Origin of the sequence: Variovorax sp. 54, from assembly GCF_002754375.1 — a bacterium.
In the GTDB taxonomy this organism is placed as follows: domain Bacteria; phylum Pseudomonadota; class Gammaproteobacteria; order Burkholderiales; family Burkholderiaceae_C; genus Variovorax.
Map to the genome: position 1 here is coordinate 5,972,546 of NZ_PEFF01000001.1, position 15,869 is coordinate 5,988,414.

At 68.3% G+C, this 15,869-nt stretch carries 14 protein-coding genes; 10 read left to right on the forward strand and 4 right to left on the reverse strand.

All coding sequences use genetic code 11. The features are described from left to right. Nucleotides 1-159: 159 nt before the first annotated feature. Entirely contained in the window at nucleotides 160-726 is a 567-nt protein-coding gene (locus tag CLU95_RS27395) for a LuxR C-terminal-related transcriptional regulator (protein ID WP_062476432.1), read from the reverse strand. A gap of 93 nt (nucleotides 727-819) precedes the next feature. Between CLU95_RS27395 and CLU95_RS27400 the strand changes: the two genes are divergently transcribed. From CLU95_RS27400 to CLU95_RS27415, 4 genes are all read left to right on the forward strand, one after another. Next, nucleotides 820-1,623: a CoA transferase subunit A gene (locus tag CLU95_RS27400; RefSeq protein ID WP_099796506.1), complete on the forward strand. Its 804-nt coding sequence runs from the start codon at nucleotides 820-822 to the stop codon at nucleotides 1,621-1,623. 1 nt (nucleotide 1,624) lies between these two features. Continuing rightward, nucleotides 1,625-2,263, forward strand: a complete 639-nt coding sequence (locus tag CLU95_RS27405; RefSeq protein ID WP_095744909.1) for a 3-oxoacid CoA-transferase subunit B — start codon at nucleotides 1,625-1,627, stop codon at nucleotides 2,261-2,263. Between the two features lie 106 nt (nucleotides 2,264-2,369). Beyond that, complete coding sequence (locus CLU95_RS27410) at nucleotides 2,370-3,767, forward strand: CoA transferase (RefSeq protein ID WP_099796507.1); 1,398 nt, start codon at nucleotides 2,370-2,372, stop codon at nucleotides 3,765-3,767. Between the two features lie 12 nt (nucleotides 3,768-3,779). After that, nucleotides 3,780-4,841 (forward strand): DUF4241 domain-containing protein, encoded by a 1,062-nt coding sequence (locus CLU95_RS27415; protein ID WP_099796508.1) that lies wholly within the window; start codon nucleotides 3,780-3,782, stop codon nucleotides 4,839-4,841. Between the two features lie 59 nt (nucleotides 4,842-4,900). Here CLU95_RS27415 and CLU95_RS27420 read toward each other — a convergent pair whose 3' ends face one another. Continuing rightward, nucleotides 4,901-5,809 carry a LysR family transcriptional regulator gene (locus CLU95_RS27420; protein ID WP_099796509.1) on the reverse strand — a complete coding sequence of 303 codons (909 nt, stop codon included), beginning with the start codon at nucleotides 5,807-5,809 and terminating at the stop codon, nucleotides 4,901-4,903. 160 nt (nucleotides 5,810-5,969) lie between these two features. On the opposite strand from CLU95_RS27420, the gene CLU95_RS27425 reads away from it, so the two are divergent. From CLU95_RS27425 to mmsB, 5 genes are read left to right on the forward strand one after another with little or no spacing between them, the layout of a single operon-like run. After that, the gene (locus tag CLU95_RS27425) at nucleotides 5,970-7,493 is read left to right on the forward strand and encodes a CoA-acylating methylmalonate-semialdehyde dehydrogenase (RefSeq protein ID WP_099796510.1); all 1,524 of its coding nucleotides are present in this window, start codon (nucleotides 5,970-5,972) and stop codon (nucleotides 7,491-7,493) included. A gap of 32 nt (nucleotides 7,494-7,525) precedes the next feature. After that, nucleotides 7,526-7,888: a lysozyme inhibitor LprI family protein gene (locus CLU95_RS27430; protein WP_099796511.1), complete on the forward strand. Its 363-nt coding sequence runs from the start codon at nucleotides 7,526-7,528 to the stop codon at nucleotides 7,886-7,888. Then, complete coding sequence (locus CLU95_RS27435; protein ID WP_099796512.1) at nucleotides 7,885-9,039, forward strand: acyl-CoA dehydrogenase family protein; 1,155 nt, start codon at nucleotides 7,885-7,887, stop codon at nucleotides 9,037-9,039. Before CLU95_RS27430 ends, CLU95_RS27435 begins: the two co-directional genes overlap by 4 nt. Before the next feature lie 36 nt (nucleotides 9,040-9,075). Next, on the forward strand, nucleotides 9,076-10,194 hold the full coding sequence (locus tag CLU95_RS27440) for an enoyl-CoA hydratase/isomerase family protein (RefSeq protein ID WP_099796513.1): 1,119 nt from the start codon (nucleotides 9,076-9,078) through the stop codon (nucleotides 10,192-10,194). A gap of 40 nt (nucleotides 10,195-10,234) precedes the next feature. Further along, complete coding sequence (gene mmsB / locus CLU95_RS27445) at nucleotides 10,235-11,131, forward strand: 3-hydroxyisobutyrate dehydrogenase (RefSeq protein WP_099796514.1); 897 nt, start codon at nucleotides 10,235-10,237, stop codon at nucleotides 11,129-11,131. On the opposite strand, the gene CLU95_RS27450 is transcribed toward mmsB, so the two are convergent. Next, entirely contained in the window at nucleotides 11,116-12,381 is a 1,266-nt protein-coding gene (locus tag CLU95_RS27450) for an MFS transporter (RefSeq protein WP_099796515.1), read from the reverse strand. The two genes, mmsB and CLU95_RS27450, sit on opposite strands and share 16 nt — an antisense overlap. Before the next feature lie 86 nt (nucleotides 12,382-12,467). Continuing rightward, complete coding sequence (locus CLU95_RS27455; RefSeq protein WP_099796516.1) at nucleotides 12,468-13,394, reverse strand: LysR family transcriptional regulator; 927 nt, start codon at nucleotides 13,392-13,394, stop codon at nucleotides 12,468-12,470. A 99-nt stretch (nucleotides 13,395-13,493) separates the two neighbouring features. On the opposite strand from CLU95_RS27455, the gene metE reads away from it, so the two are divergent. Then, complete coding sequence (metE, locus tag CLU95_RS27460) at nucleotides 13,494-15,839, forward strand: 5-methyltetrahydropteroyltriglutamate--homocysteine S-methyltransferase (RefSeq protein WP_099796517.1); 2,346 nt, start codon at nucleotides 13,494-13,496, stop codon at nucleotides 15,837-15,839. Nucleotides 15,840-15,869 lie beyond the last annotated feature (30 nt).

A 15,869-nucleotide genomic window follows, 5' to 3' on the forward strand; every position in this document is an offset into this window, starting at 1 on the left:
GTCAGCGGCAGTCGTTGATCGGCGAGCACCAGCAGCGTGCCCAGGTGCGCAGGGCACTGGGTGCTCCCCGCAGCGAAATCAAGGAGGAGCGAAGCGGGGGACATTTGCGGAGGGGAGTACCCGGTGTCCTGTGCACGCGCCCCGAAAAGAATCGTGCAGCTACCCCGCGATCAGCTTCTGCACCAGCTCCGCAGTCGTAGCCGCCGCGTACTTGCGCATCAACCGCGCCCGATGCAGCTCGACTGTCCGATGGCTGATGCCCAGCGCCTTCCCGATCTCCTTCGACGTCAGCCCGCGCATCACCTGCGCCGCCACCTCGCGCTCGCGCGGCGTGAGCTCGGCCTTCACCGCGCGACGCGAGCCCAGGTCCTCGAAAGTCCAGATACCGGCCTCGTGCGGCGCCGCACGGTTCATCGCGTGGCCGGTGACGTGACACCAGAAGGTCTCGCCGGCCAGCGCGCCGTGCAGGCCACCCAGGCGCTTCATCATGCGGTTGTCGGCATAGTGGCCGCTGGCGTTCAGAAAGGGCTCCATGCGCTTGCCGATGCGCTCGAACTCGGCCACGCTCGGGTACAGGATGCTGAACGAATGCCCGACCAGCGCGGAGGGCTCCGCGCCGAAGATCTCGCACACGCGCTGGTTGCAGGCGACGATGGTGCGGTTGCTCGACACCACCATGCCGACGGGTGCATGCTCAAAAGCCAGCCGGTAATCGATCTCGGGCATCAGGTGTCACCATTACGAAATACTACGTATACGAGTAGGTAGTATCGTTGAAGCCTTTCCCACCCACTCTCCACCACCCATCAAGGAGCCCGAGTGAACAAGATTTTTCCCTCCGCAGAAGCGGCACTCAAGGGGGTCGTGGCCGACGGGCAGACGCTCGCGGTCGGCGGCTTCGGCCTGTGCGGCATTCCCGAAGCGCTGATTGACGCGCTGAAGGATTCCGGCGTGCAGAACCTCACCGTCATCTCGAACAACGCGGGCGTCGACGGTTTCGGCCTCGGCAAGCTGCTCGAGACGCGCCAGATCAAGAAGATGATCGCGTCGTACGTGGGCGAGAACAAGGAGTTCGAGCGCCAGTACCTGGCCGGTGAACTGGCCCTCGAATTCACGCCCCAGGGCACGCTGGCCGAGAAGCTGCGCGCCGGTGGCGCGGGCATTCCGGCCTTCTTCACGAAGACCGGCGTGGGCACGCAAGTGGCCGAAGGCAAGGAACTGCGCGAGTTCGACGGCGAGACCTACGTCATGGAGCACTCGCTGGTGCCCGACGTGGCGCTGGTCAAGGCCGACGTGGCCGACAAGGCCGGCAACCTGCGCTTTCGCCTCACGGCGCGCAACTTCAACCCGGCCGCCGCCATGGCCGGCAAGGTCTGCATCGTTGAGGTCGAGAAGATCGTCGAAGTGGGCGAGCTGGCCCCCGACGACATCCACCTGCCGGGCATCTACGTGCACCGCCTGGTGCTCAACGCCACGCCCGAGAAGCGCATCGAGAAGCGCACCCTGAGCGCATCGGTCGATGCCGCCGCCGCCAAGGTCGAGGCCCAGACCGCCATCGCCCAGGCCGCAGCAACAGGCAGCGAATCGCCCGTGAAGGCCGTCAACAAGAAAGAAGGAGCCTGAGATGCCCTGGACCCAAGACCAGATGGCGGCCCGTGCCGCGCAAGAACTCGAAGACGGCTTCTACGTCAACCTCGGCATCGGCATTCCGACCCTGGTGGCCAACCATACCGGCACCAAGGAAGTGTGGCTGCAGAGCGAAAACGGCATGCTCGGCATCGGCCCGTTCCCGACCGAAGACAACGTCGACGCCGACCTCATCAACGCCGGCAAGCAGACCGTGACCACGCTGCCCGGCTCGGCCATCTTCGGCAGCCATGACAGCTTCGCGATGATCCGCGGCGGCAAGATCAACCTGTCGATCCTCGGTGCGATGCAGGTCAGCGCCAAGGGCGACCTCGCCAACTGGATGATCCCCGGCAAGATGGTCAAGGGCATGGGCGGCGCCATGGACCTCGTGGCCGGCGTGAAGCGCGTGATCGTGCTGATGGAACACGTGGCCAAGAAGAAGGACGGCACCGAAGACCTGAAGATCCTCGAGCAGTGCTCGCTGCCGCTGACCGGCGTGGGTGTGGTCGACCGCATCATCACCGACCTGGCCGTGATGGACGTCGTGCCCGAAGGCCTCAAGGTCGTCGAGCTGGCGCCGGGCGTGAGCTTCGATGCGTTGCAGGCCAAGACCGGTGCGAAGCTGATCCAGTAAGCCATCGGCACAAGGTCGCGAACGCAACGACACACAACACAGGCAGGGCCGCGCAAGCGGACCCTGCCTTTTTCATTGTTTCCTCTTTCCCCTGAAGGGTTGACGCATGGCAACGAGTGAAGAAGTCCTGGCCGGTCTCTGGCAACTGGCGGGGCTGCCCGCCGAAGCGCTGGCTTTCACGCGGCTCACGGGCGCCGACCCGGTGCTGCCGTCGTCCTTCGCGGTCGGCCTCGCGGCGCAGGCCAGCATCGCGGCCGCGGCGCTCGCCGCCTGCGAGCTGGGGCACCGGCGCGGCGTGGCGCGGCAGGAGGTGGCGGTCGACACGCTGCATGCCGCGCTCGACTGCACGGGCTGGTTCAGCCTCGACGGCCGCGTGCCCGAGTTGTGGGACACCTTCTCGGGCATGTACCGCTGCGTCGACGGCTGGGTGCGCATTCACGCCAACTTCAAGCACCACCGCGAAGGCGCGCTGCGCCTCATGAAGCTGGACCCTGCCATCGCCACGCGTGCCGACGCCGAGGCCGCGATGGCCGGCTGGCGCGCGATCGATTTCGAATCGGCCGCCGCCGCGCAAGGCCTGGTGGCCACCGCGCTGCGCCGCTTCGACGCGTGGGACGCCACGCCGCAGGGGCAGGCGGTCGCGGCGCAGCCGCTCTTCACCATCGAGCGCATCGGTGACGCACCGCCGCGCGCGCTGCCACCGTTGCGCGACGACCAGCGCCCGCTCGAAGGCCTGCGCGTGCTCGATCTCACGCGCATCCTCGCAGGGCCGGTCGGTGGAAGGGCGCTGGCCGCCTATGGCGCCGACGTGATGCTGGTCAATTCACCCAACCTGCCGAACATCGAATCCATCGCCGACACCAGCCGCGGCAAGCTCTCGACGCATGTCGACCTGTGCACCGACGCAGGCCGCGCCGTGCTGCACGGCCTCGTCGCCGATGCACACGTCTTCGTACAGGGCTACCGCCCCGGCGGCATCGCAGCACTGGGCTTCGGCCCCGAGGCGCTGGCGCGCGAGCGGCCGGGCATCGTCTGCGTGTCGCTCACGGCCTATGGCACGCAGGGGCCGTGGGCCGATCGGCGTGGCTTCGATTCGCTGGTGCAGACCGCCATGGGCTTCAACGAGGCCGAAGGCGAAGCGGCGGGTGATGGCAAGCCGCGCCCGATGCCGATGCAGATCCTCGATGAGGCCAGCGGCTACCTGATCGCCCTCGGCGCCGCCGCGGCGCTGTGGCGCCAGCAGCAGGAGGGCGGCAGCTGGCATGTGCAGGTGTCGCTGGCGCAGACGGGGCAGTGGTTGCGCGGGCTGGGCCGCGTGGACGGCGGGCTGTCGATCGCGCGGGCCGGTGTCGAGTCGTATGTCGAGACCTCGTCTTCGGGCTTCGGCGAACTGACGGCGGTGCGCCACAGCGCGCAGCTCTCGCGCACGCCGGCCACTTGGCCACGGCCTTCGATGCCGCCGGGCAGCCATCCGCCGGTGTGGCCCCCCGCTGCCGGGGAATGAGAAACTGGGCGCATGGCTTACCTAGACATCGACAACCTCCAGAGCATTTTTCTTGACGACGAGGCGCTGCGCGCACGGCATCTGCAGCGCCAGCCTTGCGGCGCCCTGCACCTCACGAGCGGCCGCATCGTGGCCTGCGATCCGCTGGTGCAGCCCGAGCGCGAGCCTTTTGTTCGCAGCGTGAGCGGGCGCGGCGCATTCCCCGTCGAGGTGCTGCAAGGCGGAGGCCGCCATGCGCTGGCCGTGCTGTGGCTGCGCGAGCGCGGAAGCCTGCAGGCAAGCGATCTGCACTGGGAGGCAGCACTGCTCGAAGGGCAGTCGCAGGACGAACTCGGCAGCAACGAGTTTTACGGCTACCCGGTCGATGCCGGCGTCGGCTGCTTCATGGATGCCGACGGCGCCAAGGCCATGGCCGAGCGCGAGGCGCGCGAGTCCGCCACCAACCCCGAGTACGTCAGCTACTACGACGACGTGCTCGGCGCCGACCTCGCCTCGGCCGACATCGCCGACCACTACCCGTTGGGCGCGGGCAGCGCGAACAACGTGCTGATCTTCAGCGCGGGCTGGGGCGACGGCAGCTACCCGAGCTTCTGGGCGCTCGACGCCGCAGGCGAACCTGTGGCGCTCGTGACCGACTTCATGGTCATGCAGGGCGGCGACGCGCGCGACGAGGACGACAAGCGCAGCGACGCCTACCTGGCCAGCCTTTCGCCCGAGAAACTGGCGGCGCTCGAGGCGCTGGGCGCGGCAGCGGTCGCAGGCGATGCGGCGGCGATCCAGCCCCTGCTCGACGGCGGGCTCGCGCAGCCCAACGAGATCATTCCTTCGCTCGGCGAGACCGCCATCATGAGCGCCATCCGCATGAACCAGCTCGACGCGCTGCGCGTGCTGCTGGCAGCAGTGCCAGGCCCGCTGCCGATGCCGCCGCAGTTCTATCGCATGGACACGGAAGAGAGCTACATCGACTACGCGCGCCGGCTCAAGAAGCCGCGCGTGGAGGGGCTGATCGAGCTGCTGGAAGCGGCTGCGGTGCCGGCGGCCAAGCCTGGATTTCTGAAGCGCCTTTTCTCCTGAACGCGCGAACTTGAACCGTCAATGATTCCTTGACGGTTGCTTCTTCGCTCGCGAACCGGTCATGGGGTGTTCGCCACGCTGTCAGGCAACAGCACCTGCTGTTGCGCCGCAGCCGTCGCGCGCAGAAACTCCCACACCGTCTGCATGCGCGCCAGGTGCTTCGTTTCCGCCGGCATCGACATCCAGAAGGTCCGCGTGAAGTTCGCCGCGTCCGGCAGCACCGGCTTGAGCGCGCGGTCGTCCTGCGCAATGAACGCCGGCAACACCGCAATCCCCGCACCCGCCGCCACTGCCCGGTGCTGCGCCAGCACGCTGGTGCTGCGCAGCGCAAAGCTGTCGGGGCGATGCAGTTCATCGAGGTACTGCAGTTCCTTGCTGAACAGCAGGTCGTCCACGTAGCTGATGAAGGTGTGGCCGCGCAGGTCTTCGCGGGTCTTGATGGGCTTGTGCGCGGCCAGGTATTGCTTCGACGCGTAGAGGCGCAGCGTGTAGTCGGTGAGCTTGGTCACCACCACCGGCCCGCGCGCCGGGCGCTCGAGCGAGATGACGATGTCGGCCTCGCGCCGCGACAGGTGCACCAGCCGTGGCATGGCGAGCAGATCGATCGTGAGCTTGGGGTGCTGCACCGCGAACAGCGCGAGCTGCGGCGCGAGCACCACGGTGCCGAAGCCCTCGGTGGCGCCGATGCGCACCAGCCCCGACAGGCCTTCCTGCGAGGCCGGCGCGGTGCTCTCCACGGCCTGGAAGGCGCTTTCCATCGCCTCGACCTGCGGCTGCAATCGGCGGCCCGCTTCGGTGAGCCGGTGGCCGCCGGATTCGCGCGAGAACAGGGGCGCGCCCACCTCCTTTTCGAGCGCCTGGATGCGCCGCGCGACGGTGGTGTGGTCGACCTCCAGCCGGCGCGCCGCGCTCATCAGCGTGCCCGAGCGGGCGAGTTCGAGAAAGTAGCGCAGGTTGTCCCAGTCCATGTGCGTCCGGCCTTGTGTGCGGTGGGATGCGGCGCTTTGCATTTTTGCAAAGCGATGACGCATATTTGTCTATTGTCATGGCAAATCTGCAAAGCTAGGATGCGGGCTGCACCGGCTCGCGCTGGTACCGAATTTCACAGGATCACAGGAGACAAACCCCATGGACGCCACCACCACCCCCTCGACGCAAGTCGCCACCGTCAAGCTGCTGATCGGCGGCAAGTTCGTCGAATCGAAGACCACCGAATGGCGCGACGTCGTCAACCCGGCCACGCAGCAGGTGCTGGCCCGCGTGCCCTTCGCCACCCAGGCCGAACTCGACGCCGCCGTGGCCTCCGCCAAGGAAGCCTTCAAGACCTGGCGCAAGACTCCCCTGGGCGCGCGCGCCCGCATCTTCCTGAAGCTGCAGCAGCTCATCCGCGAGAACATGGGCGAGCTGGCCGCGATCCTCACGGCCGAGCAGGGCAAGACGCTGCCGGACGCCGAAGGCGACGTGTTCCGCGGCCTCGAAGTGGTCGAGCACGCCTCGAACATCGGCAACCTGCAACTGGGCGAGCTGGCCAACAACGTGGCCAACGGCGTCGACACCTACACGCTGCTGCAGCCGCTGGGCGTGTGCGCCGGCATCACGCCGTTCAACTTCCCCGCCATGATCCCGCTGTGGATGTTCCCGATGGCCATCGTCACCGGCAACACCTTCGTGCTCAAGCCCTCCGAACAAGACCCGATGGTCACGATGCGCCTGTGCGAACTCGCGCTCGAAGCCGGCGTGCCGCCGGGCGTGCTGAACGTGATTCATGGCGGCGAAGCCATCGTCAACGGCATCTGCGACCACGCCGACATCAAGGCGATCAGCTTCGTCGGCTCGACCAAGGTCGGCACGCACGTCTACAACCGCGCCACGCTGGCCGGCAAGCGCGCGCAATGCATGATGGGCGCGAAGAACCACGCCATCGTGATGCCCGACGCCAACAAGGAGCAGACGCTCAACGCACTGGCCGGCGCGAGCTTCGGCGCAGCCGGTCAGCGCTGCATGGCGGTGTCGGTCGCGGTGCTGGTGGGCGAGGCGCGCAACTGGGTGCCCGAGCTGATCGCCAAGGCCAAGACGCTGAAGATTGGCGCCGGTACTGAAAAGGGCGTGGACGTGGGCCCGCTGGTGTCATGCGCCGCCTTCGACCGCGTGAACAGCCTCATCGAACGCGGCGAAGCCGACGGCGCCAAGCTGGCGCTCGACGGTCGCAAGCCGACTGTGCCCGGCTACGAGAAGGGCAACTTCGTCGGCCCGACGATCTTCACCGGCGTGAAGCCCGGCATGACGATTTATGACCAGGAAGTGTTCGGCCCCGTGCTGTGCATTGCCGACGCCGAGACCATCGACGAAGCCATCGAGCTGATCAACAGCAACCCGAACGGCAACGGCACGGCGATCTTCACGCAGTCGGGCGCCGCGGCGCGCCGCTTCCAGGAAGACATCGACGTGGGCCAGGTCGGCATCAACGTGCCGATCCCGGTGCCGGTCCCGATGTTCTCGTTCACCGGTTCGCGCGCCTCGAAGCTCGGCGACCTGGGCCCGTACGGCAAGCAGGTCATCATGTTCTACACGCAGACCAAGACGGTCACGGCGCGCTGGTTCGACGACAGCACTGTGAGCCAGGGCGTCAACACGACGATCAGCCTCAAGTGAGGCAGGGGCTTCGCGTCGCAGCCTGGGCCGCCATGGCGGCGCTTGCCTTGCTGGCCGGCGGGGCGCAGGCGGCCGGCTCTGATGAGCCGGTCGACTGCAACCCCAACGGTAACCAGCAGCAGATGAACGACTGCGCGCTGCGCGATTTCCGCGCGGCCGACGCCGAGCTCAACATCCGCTACGGCGAGGTGATGAAGACGCTCTCACCGCAGATGCGCGTCGCGCTGCGCACCGAACAGCGGACCTGGCTCAAGGGCCGCGACCCCGGTTGCAAGCGGGCCGCGAAGGCGAACGAAGGCGGATCGATCTGGCCGCTGGTGTTCAACGCGTGCCTGGAAAAATCGACCCGCAAACGCACCGCCGAACTGGACCTCTGGAAGGGTCGTCAACAATGAATTTCGAACTGTCCGAAGAACAGAACGCCTTTGCGCAGACCGCACGCGACTTTGCGCAGGCCGAGTTCGCGCCGCACGCCGCGCAGTGGGACGCTGAAGCCATCTTTCCGAAGGAGGCCATCGCCAAGGCGGGCGAGTTGGGCTTCTGCGGCCTGTACGCGCCCGAGCGCATCGGCGGCCTGGGCCTGCCGCGGCTCGACTCGGCGCTGGTGTTCGAGGAAATGGCCGCGGTCGATCCCTCGACCACGGCCTTCATCACGATCCACAACATGGCGACGTGGATGCTCGGCACCTGGGCCACCGACGCGGTGGCGCAGCAGTGGGGCGAAGACCTCACGAGCGGGCGCAAGCTGGCGTCGTACTGCCTGACAGAACCGGGTGCGGGCTCCGACGCCGGCTCGCTGAAGACGCGGGCTGAACTGCAGGGCGCCGAGTACGTCATCAATGGCAACAAGGCCTTCATCTCCGGCGCCGGCTCGACCGACGTGCTGGTGCTCATGGCGCGCACGGGCGGCGCAGGCGCGAGTGGCATCTCGGCCTTCGCGGTGCCGGCCGACGCGCCGGGCGTGAGCTACGGCAAGAAGGAGCACAAGATGGGCTGGAACAGCCAGCCCACGCGCACCATCAACTTCGACAACGTGCGCGTGCCCGCGCAGAACCTGCTGGGCAAGGAAGGCGAGGGCTTTCGCATCGCCATGAAGGGCCTGGACGGCGGGCGCATCAACATCGCGACCTGCTCGGTGGGCGCGGCGCAAGGTGCGCTCGACGCGGCGCGCCGCTACCTGCACGAGCGCCAGCAGTTCGGCAAGCCGATCGCGAGTTTCCAGGCGCTGCAGTTCAAGCTGGCCGACATGGCGACCGAGCTGGTCGCCGCGCGGCAGATGGTGCGGCTGGCTGCGAGCAAGCTCGACGCGGGCCATGTGGATGCGAGCACCTATTGCGCCATGGCCAAGCGCTTCGCGACCGATGCGGGCTTCAACGTCTGCAACGACGCGTTGCAACTGCACGGCGGCTACGGCTACCTGAGCGAGTTCCCGCTCGAGCGTCTGGTGCGCGACACGCGCGTGCACCAGATCCTCGAAGGCACCAACGAAATCATGCGCGTCATCGTTGCGCGAAAATTGCTGGAAGGCGACAGCGACATCCGCTGAACACGCCGTGAACCCGCTCTCCAGGACCTGAAAACAATGACCGACAACGTAGTTCTCTTCAACGAAATCAAGACCGCCGGCGGCCAGCGCTTTGCCGTCGCCACGCTCAATGCACCGGCTTCGCTCAACGCGCTGTCCGTGGACATGGTGCGCCTGCTCACGCCCAAGCTGCGCGAGTGGGCGGCCGACGCCGGCATCGTCGGTGTGCTGCTGGACGCGGCGGGCGAGAAGGCCTTCTGCGCCGGCGGCGACCTGCGCCAGCTCTACCAGACGCTGCTCGACTGCGGCCCCGAGCGCAACACCTACGCCGAAGACTTCTTCCGCGAAGAGTACGAGCTCGACCACCTGATCCACACCTTCCCCAAGCCCTTCCTGTGCTGGGGTCACGGCATCGTGATGGGCGGCGGCGTGGGCCTGCTGGCAGGTGCCTCGCACCGCGTGATGACGCTGCAAAGCCGCATCGCCATGCCCGAGATCAACATCGGCCTGTACCCCGACGTGGGCGGCAGCTGGTTCCTGCGCCGCACGCCGGGCCGCACGGGCCTCTTCCTGGCGCTCACGGCCGCCAACATCAACGCGCACGACACCATCTTCTGCGGCCTGGCCGACGTGCTGGTGCCGCAGGAGCGCAAGGCCGACGTGCTCGCCGCCATCGCGTCCACGCAGTGGGCCGGCGGCGACGCGCGGGCCGACCGCGCCACGCTGTCGCGCATCCTCGCCAAGGCGGGCGAGGGCACCGAGATGCCCGCGTCGAAGGTGCGCGAGCACTACGACACCATCAACGCGCTGATGGCCGGCGACGACCTGCTCGACATCGCGAAACGTCTGCGCGACGTGCAGAGCGACGACGCGTGGCTGCAGACCGCATCGAAGACTTTCACCAAGGGCGCGCCGAGCTCCATCGCGCTGAGCTTCGAGCTCTGGCAGCGCGTGCCGCGCATGTCGCTGGCCGAAGTGTTCCGCCTCGAATACTGGGCCTCGCTGGGCTTCTGCGCGAACAAGGATTTCGCCGAAGGCATCCGCGCCGTGCTGGTCGACAAGGACCGCAACCCGCGCTGGAACCCCGCCACGCTTGAAGAGATCACGCCCGCTTTCGTCGAAGACCACCTGCGCCCGCGCGGCGAGATGCCGGCCGAGCTGGCGTCGTTGACCTGATCCGACCTATTCCCTGCACAGAACAACGGAGACAAGACACATGAAGATCGCATTCATCGGCCTGGGCAACATGGGCGGCCCGATGGCCCTGAACCTGCACAAGGCCGGCCACACGCTCAGCGCCTTCGACCTCTCGGCCGAGGCCTGCAAGAAGTTCGGCGCCGAGGGCCTGCCGATCGCGACCTCGGCCGCCGAGACGGTGGCCGGTGCCGAAGTGGTGATCAGCATGCTGCCCGCCAGCGCGCACGTCGAGGGCCTGTTCCTCGGCGGCGCCGGCAAGCCCGGCCTGCTCGACAGCATCCAGGCCGGCACGCTGGTGATCGACAGCAGCACCATTGCCGCTGCCACCTCGCGCAAGGTGGCCGAGGCCGCCGCTGCCAAGGGCATTGCGATGATCGATGCGCCCGTGTCGGGCGGCACCGGCGGTGCGATTGCCGGCACGCTGACCTTCATGGTCGGCGGTGAAACGGCAGACCTGGAGCGCGCGCGCCCGGTGCTCGAGAAGATGGGCGCCAACATCTTCCACGCCGGCGCGGCCGGTGCGGGCCAGACTGCCAAGATCTGCAACAACATGCTGCTCGGCATCCTGATGATCGGCACCTCGGAAGCGCTCGCGCTGGGCGTGGCCAATGGGCTCGATCCGAAGGTGCTGTCGGAAATCATGCGCCGCAGCTCGGGCGGCAACTGGGCGCTCGAGAAGTACAACCCGATGCCGGGCGTGATGGAGACGTCGCCCGCCTCGAAGAACTACGCGGGCGGTTTCGGCACCGACCTGATGCTCAAGGACCTGGGGCTGGCCCAGGAAAACGCGAGCGCAGTGCGTGCTTCCACGCCGCTGGGCGGCCTGGCGCGCAGCCTGTACGCGGCACACAGCCTTGCGGGCCACGGCGCGCTCGATTTCTCGAGCGTGCTGAAGCTGGTTCAGAAGGCCGGCTGAGCGGCGCGCCGGCCGCGCCGCGCCATCGCGAGCAGCAGGCCGGCCGCCACGAGGTTGGCGCCGATCGCCACGAGGATCGGCAGCAGGTAGCTGCGCGTGAGGTCGAAGGCGAAACCCGCGGCGCTCGGCCCGATCAGCGTGCCGATCGCCACGCTGGTGTACAGGATGCCGATGATCGCGCCGATGTGGCGCCCGCCGAACCAGTCCATCACCAGCGCGGGCAGCAACGCCACGAAGCCACCGTAGAACACGCCGTAGGCGAAGGCGAACAGGGCCAACCCCCAGAACCCGCCTGACACGGCCCACACCACCAGCGACAGCGCCATGCCCGCCGACATCAGCGGCAGCGCGTAGTGCCGGCCCATGCGGTCGGCCAGTCCGCCGAGGAAGAAGCGGCCCGCCGTGCTGCCGACGCCGATCGCACCGAGCAGCAGCACCGCCGATGACGCAGCCACGCCGTGGTCGAGCGCGTAGGGCACCAGGTGCACGAAGGGCACGAACAAGCCGAACGAGCTGATGAGGCAGGCCGCGTACAGCCCGGCGAAACGGCCGGAGCCGATGGCCTCGCGCACCGAGGCGCCGGACGGCAGCGCGGCGGATGCTTGCGCCTTCGGCGGATCGCCGTCAGGGCCGAGGCCGCGTGCGCGCGGATCGTTCTCCACCAGCAGCGCCAGGCCCACGCCGACCACGGCCGCGAGCACGCCGAGCGCCAGGTAGGCATCGCGCCAGCCCAGCGTGTCGATGAGCCACGAGGCCAGCGGCGGCATCGCCAGCGTGCCCACGCCGATGCCGCTCACCGCGAGCCCCGAGGCGAAGCCGCGCTGGCGCACGAACCAGCGCTGCACCGCGCCCAGCACCGGCACGTACGAGGCCCCCACGCCGAGGCCGACACCGAGCCCATACGCCCAGAAGATCTGCGTCAGGCTGCGCGCCTGGCTCGCGAGCGCCAGCCCGAGGCCGACCAGCACCATGCCCGCGACCGCGAGCCGCCGTGCGCCCCAGCGGTCGGCGAGCGGGCCGCTGAACACGCCGAGGCCGAAGTACAGGAAACCCGCGAGCGAGAACACCAGCGACACCTCACCGCGCGACGCGCCGAAGTCGCGCTGCAGTGCGTCGAGGAACGCGCTGAAGGTGTAGGCGCAGCCGAAGCCCACGAACATCACGGCGAAGGCGCCGGCGACCACGAGCCAGCCGTGGAAGAAGCGGGGGCGCGGAATGGCAGGGGTGTCGAGCGTTTTCGGAGATGTCATGGAGCGGTCCGTGGTGGTGGTCGATCTTCAGGCCGTGCACCACCACGCACTGGCCGGATTCGGACGTGATCCTCCCACCCTCGGGCTCACAGCAATTCGATCCCCGGCAGGCTCTTGAAGCAACTCTCGCGCGTGACGCGCACGAAGTCGTCCAGCCAGGGCCGTGCCGACGTCGCCTGCGTGCAGGCCATGTAGAGCCGCCCCGTCAGGCCCTTGGCGCCCACGCGGCGTGCCGTGACGTAGCCGCGGTCGAGGTAATTCTGCACCGCCCACAGCGGCAGCGTTGCCACGCCGCGCCCGCTCGCCACCAGCTGCAGCATCGCCACCGTGAGCTCGGTCGTGCGCCGGTGCGCGGGCTCGACGCCGGCGGGCGCCAGCACCTGCCGCACGATGTCGAGCATCTCGTCGGGCACGGGGTAGGTGATGAGCGTCTGGTCGGCGAAGTGGCGCGCCGTGAGGTGCGGCCTGGCCGTCAGCGCGTGGTCGTTGGCCAGCAGCGCCACGATCTCGAAGCGGAACAGCGCGTGGTAGTCGACCGTTTCATCGGGGTCTTCCTCGGAGACGATCGCCACCTCGGCGCGGTTCTGCATCACGAGCGCGATCGGGTCGGGGTGGAAGCCCGAGACGATGTCGAGTTCGATCTCGGGCCAGCGCTGGCGAAAGGCGTCCATCGCGGGCATCAGCCAGTCGAAGCAGGTGTGGCACTCGACCACGATGCGCAGTTGCCCGCTGCGCCCCAGCGCCAGCCGCGCCACGTCGCGCTCGGCCTCTTCGATGAGCGGCAGCGCGGTGTCGGCCAGCTGCAGCAGCCGCAGCCCCGTGGTGCTGAACTGCGGCGGCACCGACTTGCGCTCGAACAGCTGGGCGCCGTAGCGGTCTTCGAGCAGCTTGATCTGGTGCGACAGCGCCGACTGCGTGAGGTTGAGCAGCTGCGCCGCGCGCACCAGGCTGCCGGTGTCGCGCAACGCGGCCAGCGTGCGCAGGTGGCGGATTTCGAGGATGGACTGCATCATGAAAATGATTCAAGCGAATGGGCAAAAGGTTTCGTTTGAATCATATGCGCCAAACGCCGACCATCATCGGTTTCCAAGATCAGCGACCGGACCACCTGCATGACCACCCGTACCCACATCCTCGGCTTTCCGCGCATGGGCGCCCGCCGGGAACTCAAGTTCGCCCTCGAAAAGCACTGGCGCGGCGAGACCGACCATGCCGCACTCGAAGCCGTCGGCGACACCTTGCGCGCGCGCCACTGGCAGGCGCAGCGCGATGCGGGGCTCGACTTCGTGACCGTGGGCGACTTCGCCTTCTACGACCACGTGGCCAACCACATCCAGCTGCTCGGCTGCGAGCCGGCGCGTTTCGACTTCAGCGGCGACGAGCCCGAGCTGTCGCGCTACTTCAAGATGGCGCGCGGCGTGGAAGACGAGGCGGGCCACGTGCACGGCGACAGCTGCACCCACGGCGCCGAAGGCACCTTCGCGCTCGAGATGACCAAGTGGTTCGACACCAACTACCACTACCTTGTGCCCGAGTTCAAGGCCGACACGCAGTTCAAGCTCGCATCGACGCGCCTGTTCGACGAGGTCGCGCAGGCGCAGCAGGCCGGCCACGCGGTCAAGGCCGTGCTGCTGGGGCCGCTGAGCTTCCTGTACCTGGGCAAGGAGAAGACCGCCGGCTTCGACCGCTTCTCGCTGCTCGATGCGCTGCTGCCGGTGTACGAGCAAGTGCTGAACCGCCTGAAGCAGCAGGGCGTGGAATGGGTGCAGATCGACGAGCCCATCCTCGGCCTGGACCTGCCCGAGGCCTGGCGCAACGCCTTCGAGCGCGCGTACTGGCAACTGGCCCGCAGCGCGCCCAAGCTGATGCTGGCCACGTACTTCTCGCCGCTGTCCGAGAACCTGCGCCTGGCCTGCCAGTTGCCGGTGGCCGGCCTGCACGTCGATGCCGTGCGCGCACCGCAGGAGCTGACCGGCGTGGCCGACTGGCTGCCGGCGCACAAGGTGCTGTCGGTCGGCGTGGTCGATGGTCGCAACATCTGGCGCACCGACGTTGATGTGGCGCTGGGCAAGCTCAGGCCCGTGGCCGAGAAGCACCAAGGCGAGTTGTGGATCGCGCCGTCGTGTTCGTTGCTGCATGTGCCGTTCAGCCTCGCGGCCGAGACGAAGCTCGACACCGAATTGACCTCGTGGCTCGCCTTTGCGATCGAGAAGCTCGATGAGTTGCGCGTGCTGCGCGCCGCCGTCGATGGCGACGAGGCCTCGGTGGCCGCCGAACTCAAGGCCGCGCGTGCTGCCGTGGCCGCGCGCCGCGCCAGCCCGCGCGTGCACCGTGCCGACGTGGCGCTGCGCCTGGCGCGCAGCGTGGTCGGCGACGACCGCCGCGTCTCGGCCTTCCCATTGCGCCAGCAGCTGCAGCGCACGCGCTTCGCATTGCCCGCGCTGCCGACCACCACCATCGGCTCGTTCCCGCAGACCGCCGACATCCGCGCCGCCCGCGCCGCCTTCAAGCGCGGCGAACTCGACGCCGCCGGCTACCGCGAGAAGATGCGCGCGGAGATCGCCCTCGCCGTGCGCAAGCAGGAAGAACTTGGCATCGACGTGCTGGTGCATGGCGAGGCCGAGCGCAACGACATGGTCGAGTACTTCGGCGAGCAGCTCGACGGCTTCGCCTTCACGGCCAACGGCTGGGTGCAGTCGTACGGCTCGCGCTGCGTGAAGCCGCCGGTGATCTTCGGCGACGTGGCACGCCCGGCGCCGATGACGGTCGAATGGACTGCGTATGCGCAGAGCCTCACGAAGCTGCCGATGAAGGGCATGCTGACCGGCCCCGTGACCATCCTGCAGTGGTCCTTCGTGCGCGACGACCAGCCGCGCGCCACCACCTGCGAGCAGATCGCGTGGGCGATCCGCGACGAGGTGAACGACCTCGAGGGCGCGGGCATCGGCATCATCCAGATCGACGAGCCCGCCATCCGCGAAGGCCTGCCGCTGCGCCGCGCGGGCTGGCCGGCGTACCTGAAGGCGGCCACGCGCGCCTTCCGCATCAGCGCCTCGGGCGTGCGCGACCAGACGCAGATCCACACGCACATGTGCTATTCGGAATTCAACGACATCCTGCCGGAGATCGCGGCGATGGACGCCGACGTGATCACCATCGAGACCAGCCGCTCGGACATGGAGCTGCTGCGCGGCTTCGGCGGGGAGAACAATTCAGGGGGCTTCCGCTACCCGAACGAGATCGGCCCCGGCGTGTACGACATCCACTCGCCGCGCGTGCCCTCGGTCGACGAGATCGTGCGCCTCATGCGCAAGGCCGCGCAGGTGGTGCCGGGCGAGAACCTCTGGATCAACCCCGACTGCGGCCTTAAGACCCGTGGCTGGCCCGAGACCGAGGCGGCGCTGTCGAACATGGTGGCGGCTGCGAAGCTGCTGCGCGAGGAGCTGGCGCAGGCCTAAGAACGCGGGAAGGGCGGGGAATGCGGCGGG

Bases quoted from the DNA above. Each gene is read 5' to 3' on its own strand.
- CLU95_RS27425 (WP_099796510.1), top strand. From the start codon at position 5,970: ATGGACGCCACCACCACCCCCTCGACGCAAGTCGCCACCGTCAAGCTG.
- metE (WP_099796517.1), top strand. From the start codon at position 13,494: ATGACCACCCGTACCCACATCCTCGGCTTTCCGCGCATGGGCGCCCGC.
- CLU95_RS27405 (WP_095744909.1), top strand. From the start codon at position 1,625: ATGCCCTGGACCCAAGACCAGATGGCGGCCCGTGCCGCGCAAGAACTC.
- mmsB (WP_099796514.1), top strand. From the start codon at position 10,235: ATGAAGATCGCATTCATCGGCCTGGGCAACATGGGCGGCCCGATGGCC.
- CLU95_RS27455 (WP_099796516.1), bottom strand. From the start codon at position 13,394: ATGATGCAGTCCATCCTCGAAATCCGCCACCTGCGCACGCTGGCCGCG.
- CLU95_RS27450 (WP_099796515.1), bottom strand. From the start codon at position 12,381: ATGACATCTCCGAAAACGCTCGACACCCCTGCCATTCCGCGCCCCCGC.
- CLU95_RS27420 (WP_099796509.1), bottom strand. From the start codon at position 5,809: ATGGACTGGGACAACCTGCGCTACTTTCTCGAACTCGCCCGCTCGGGC.
- CLU95_RS27410 (WP_099796507.1), top strand. From the start codon at position 2,370: ATGGCAACGAGTGAAGAAGTCCTGGCCGGTCTCTGGCAACTGGCGGGG.
- CLU95_RS27430 (WP_099796511.1), top strand. From the start codon at position 7,526: ATGGCGGCGCTTGCCTTGCTGGCCGGCGGGGCGCAGGCGGCCGGCTCT.
- CLU95_RS27435 (WP_099796512.1), top strand. From the start codon at position 7,885: ATGAATTTCGAACTGTCCGAAGAACAGAACGCCTTTGCGCAGACCGCA.
- CLU95_RS27395 (WP_062476432.1), bottom strand. From the start codon at position 726: ATGCCCGAGATCGATTACCGGCTGGCTTTTGAGCATGCACCCGTCGGC.
- CLU95_RS27415 (WP_099796508.1), top strand. From the start codon at position 3,780: ATGGCTTACCTAGACATCGACAACCTCCAGAGCATTTTTCTTGACGAC.
- CLU95_RS27440 (WP_099796513.1), top strand. From the start codon at position 9,076: ATGACCGACAACGTAGTTCTCTTCAACGAAATCAAGACCGCCGGCGGC.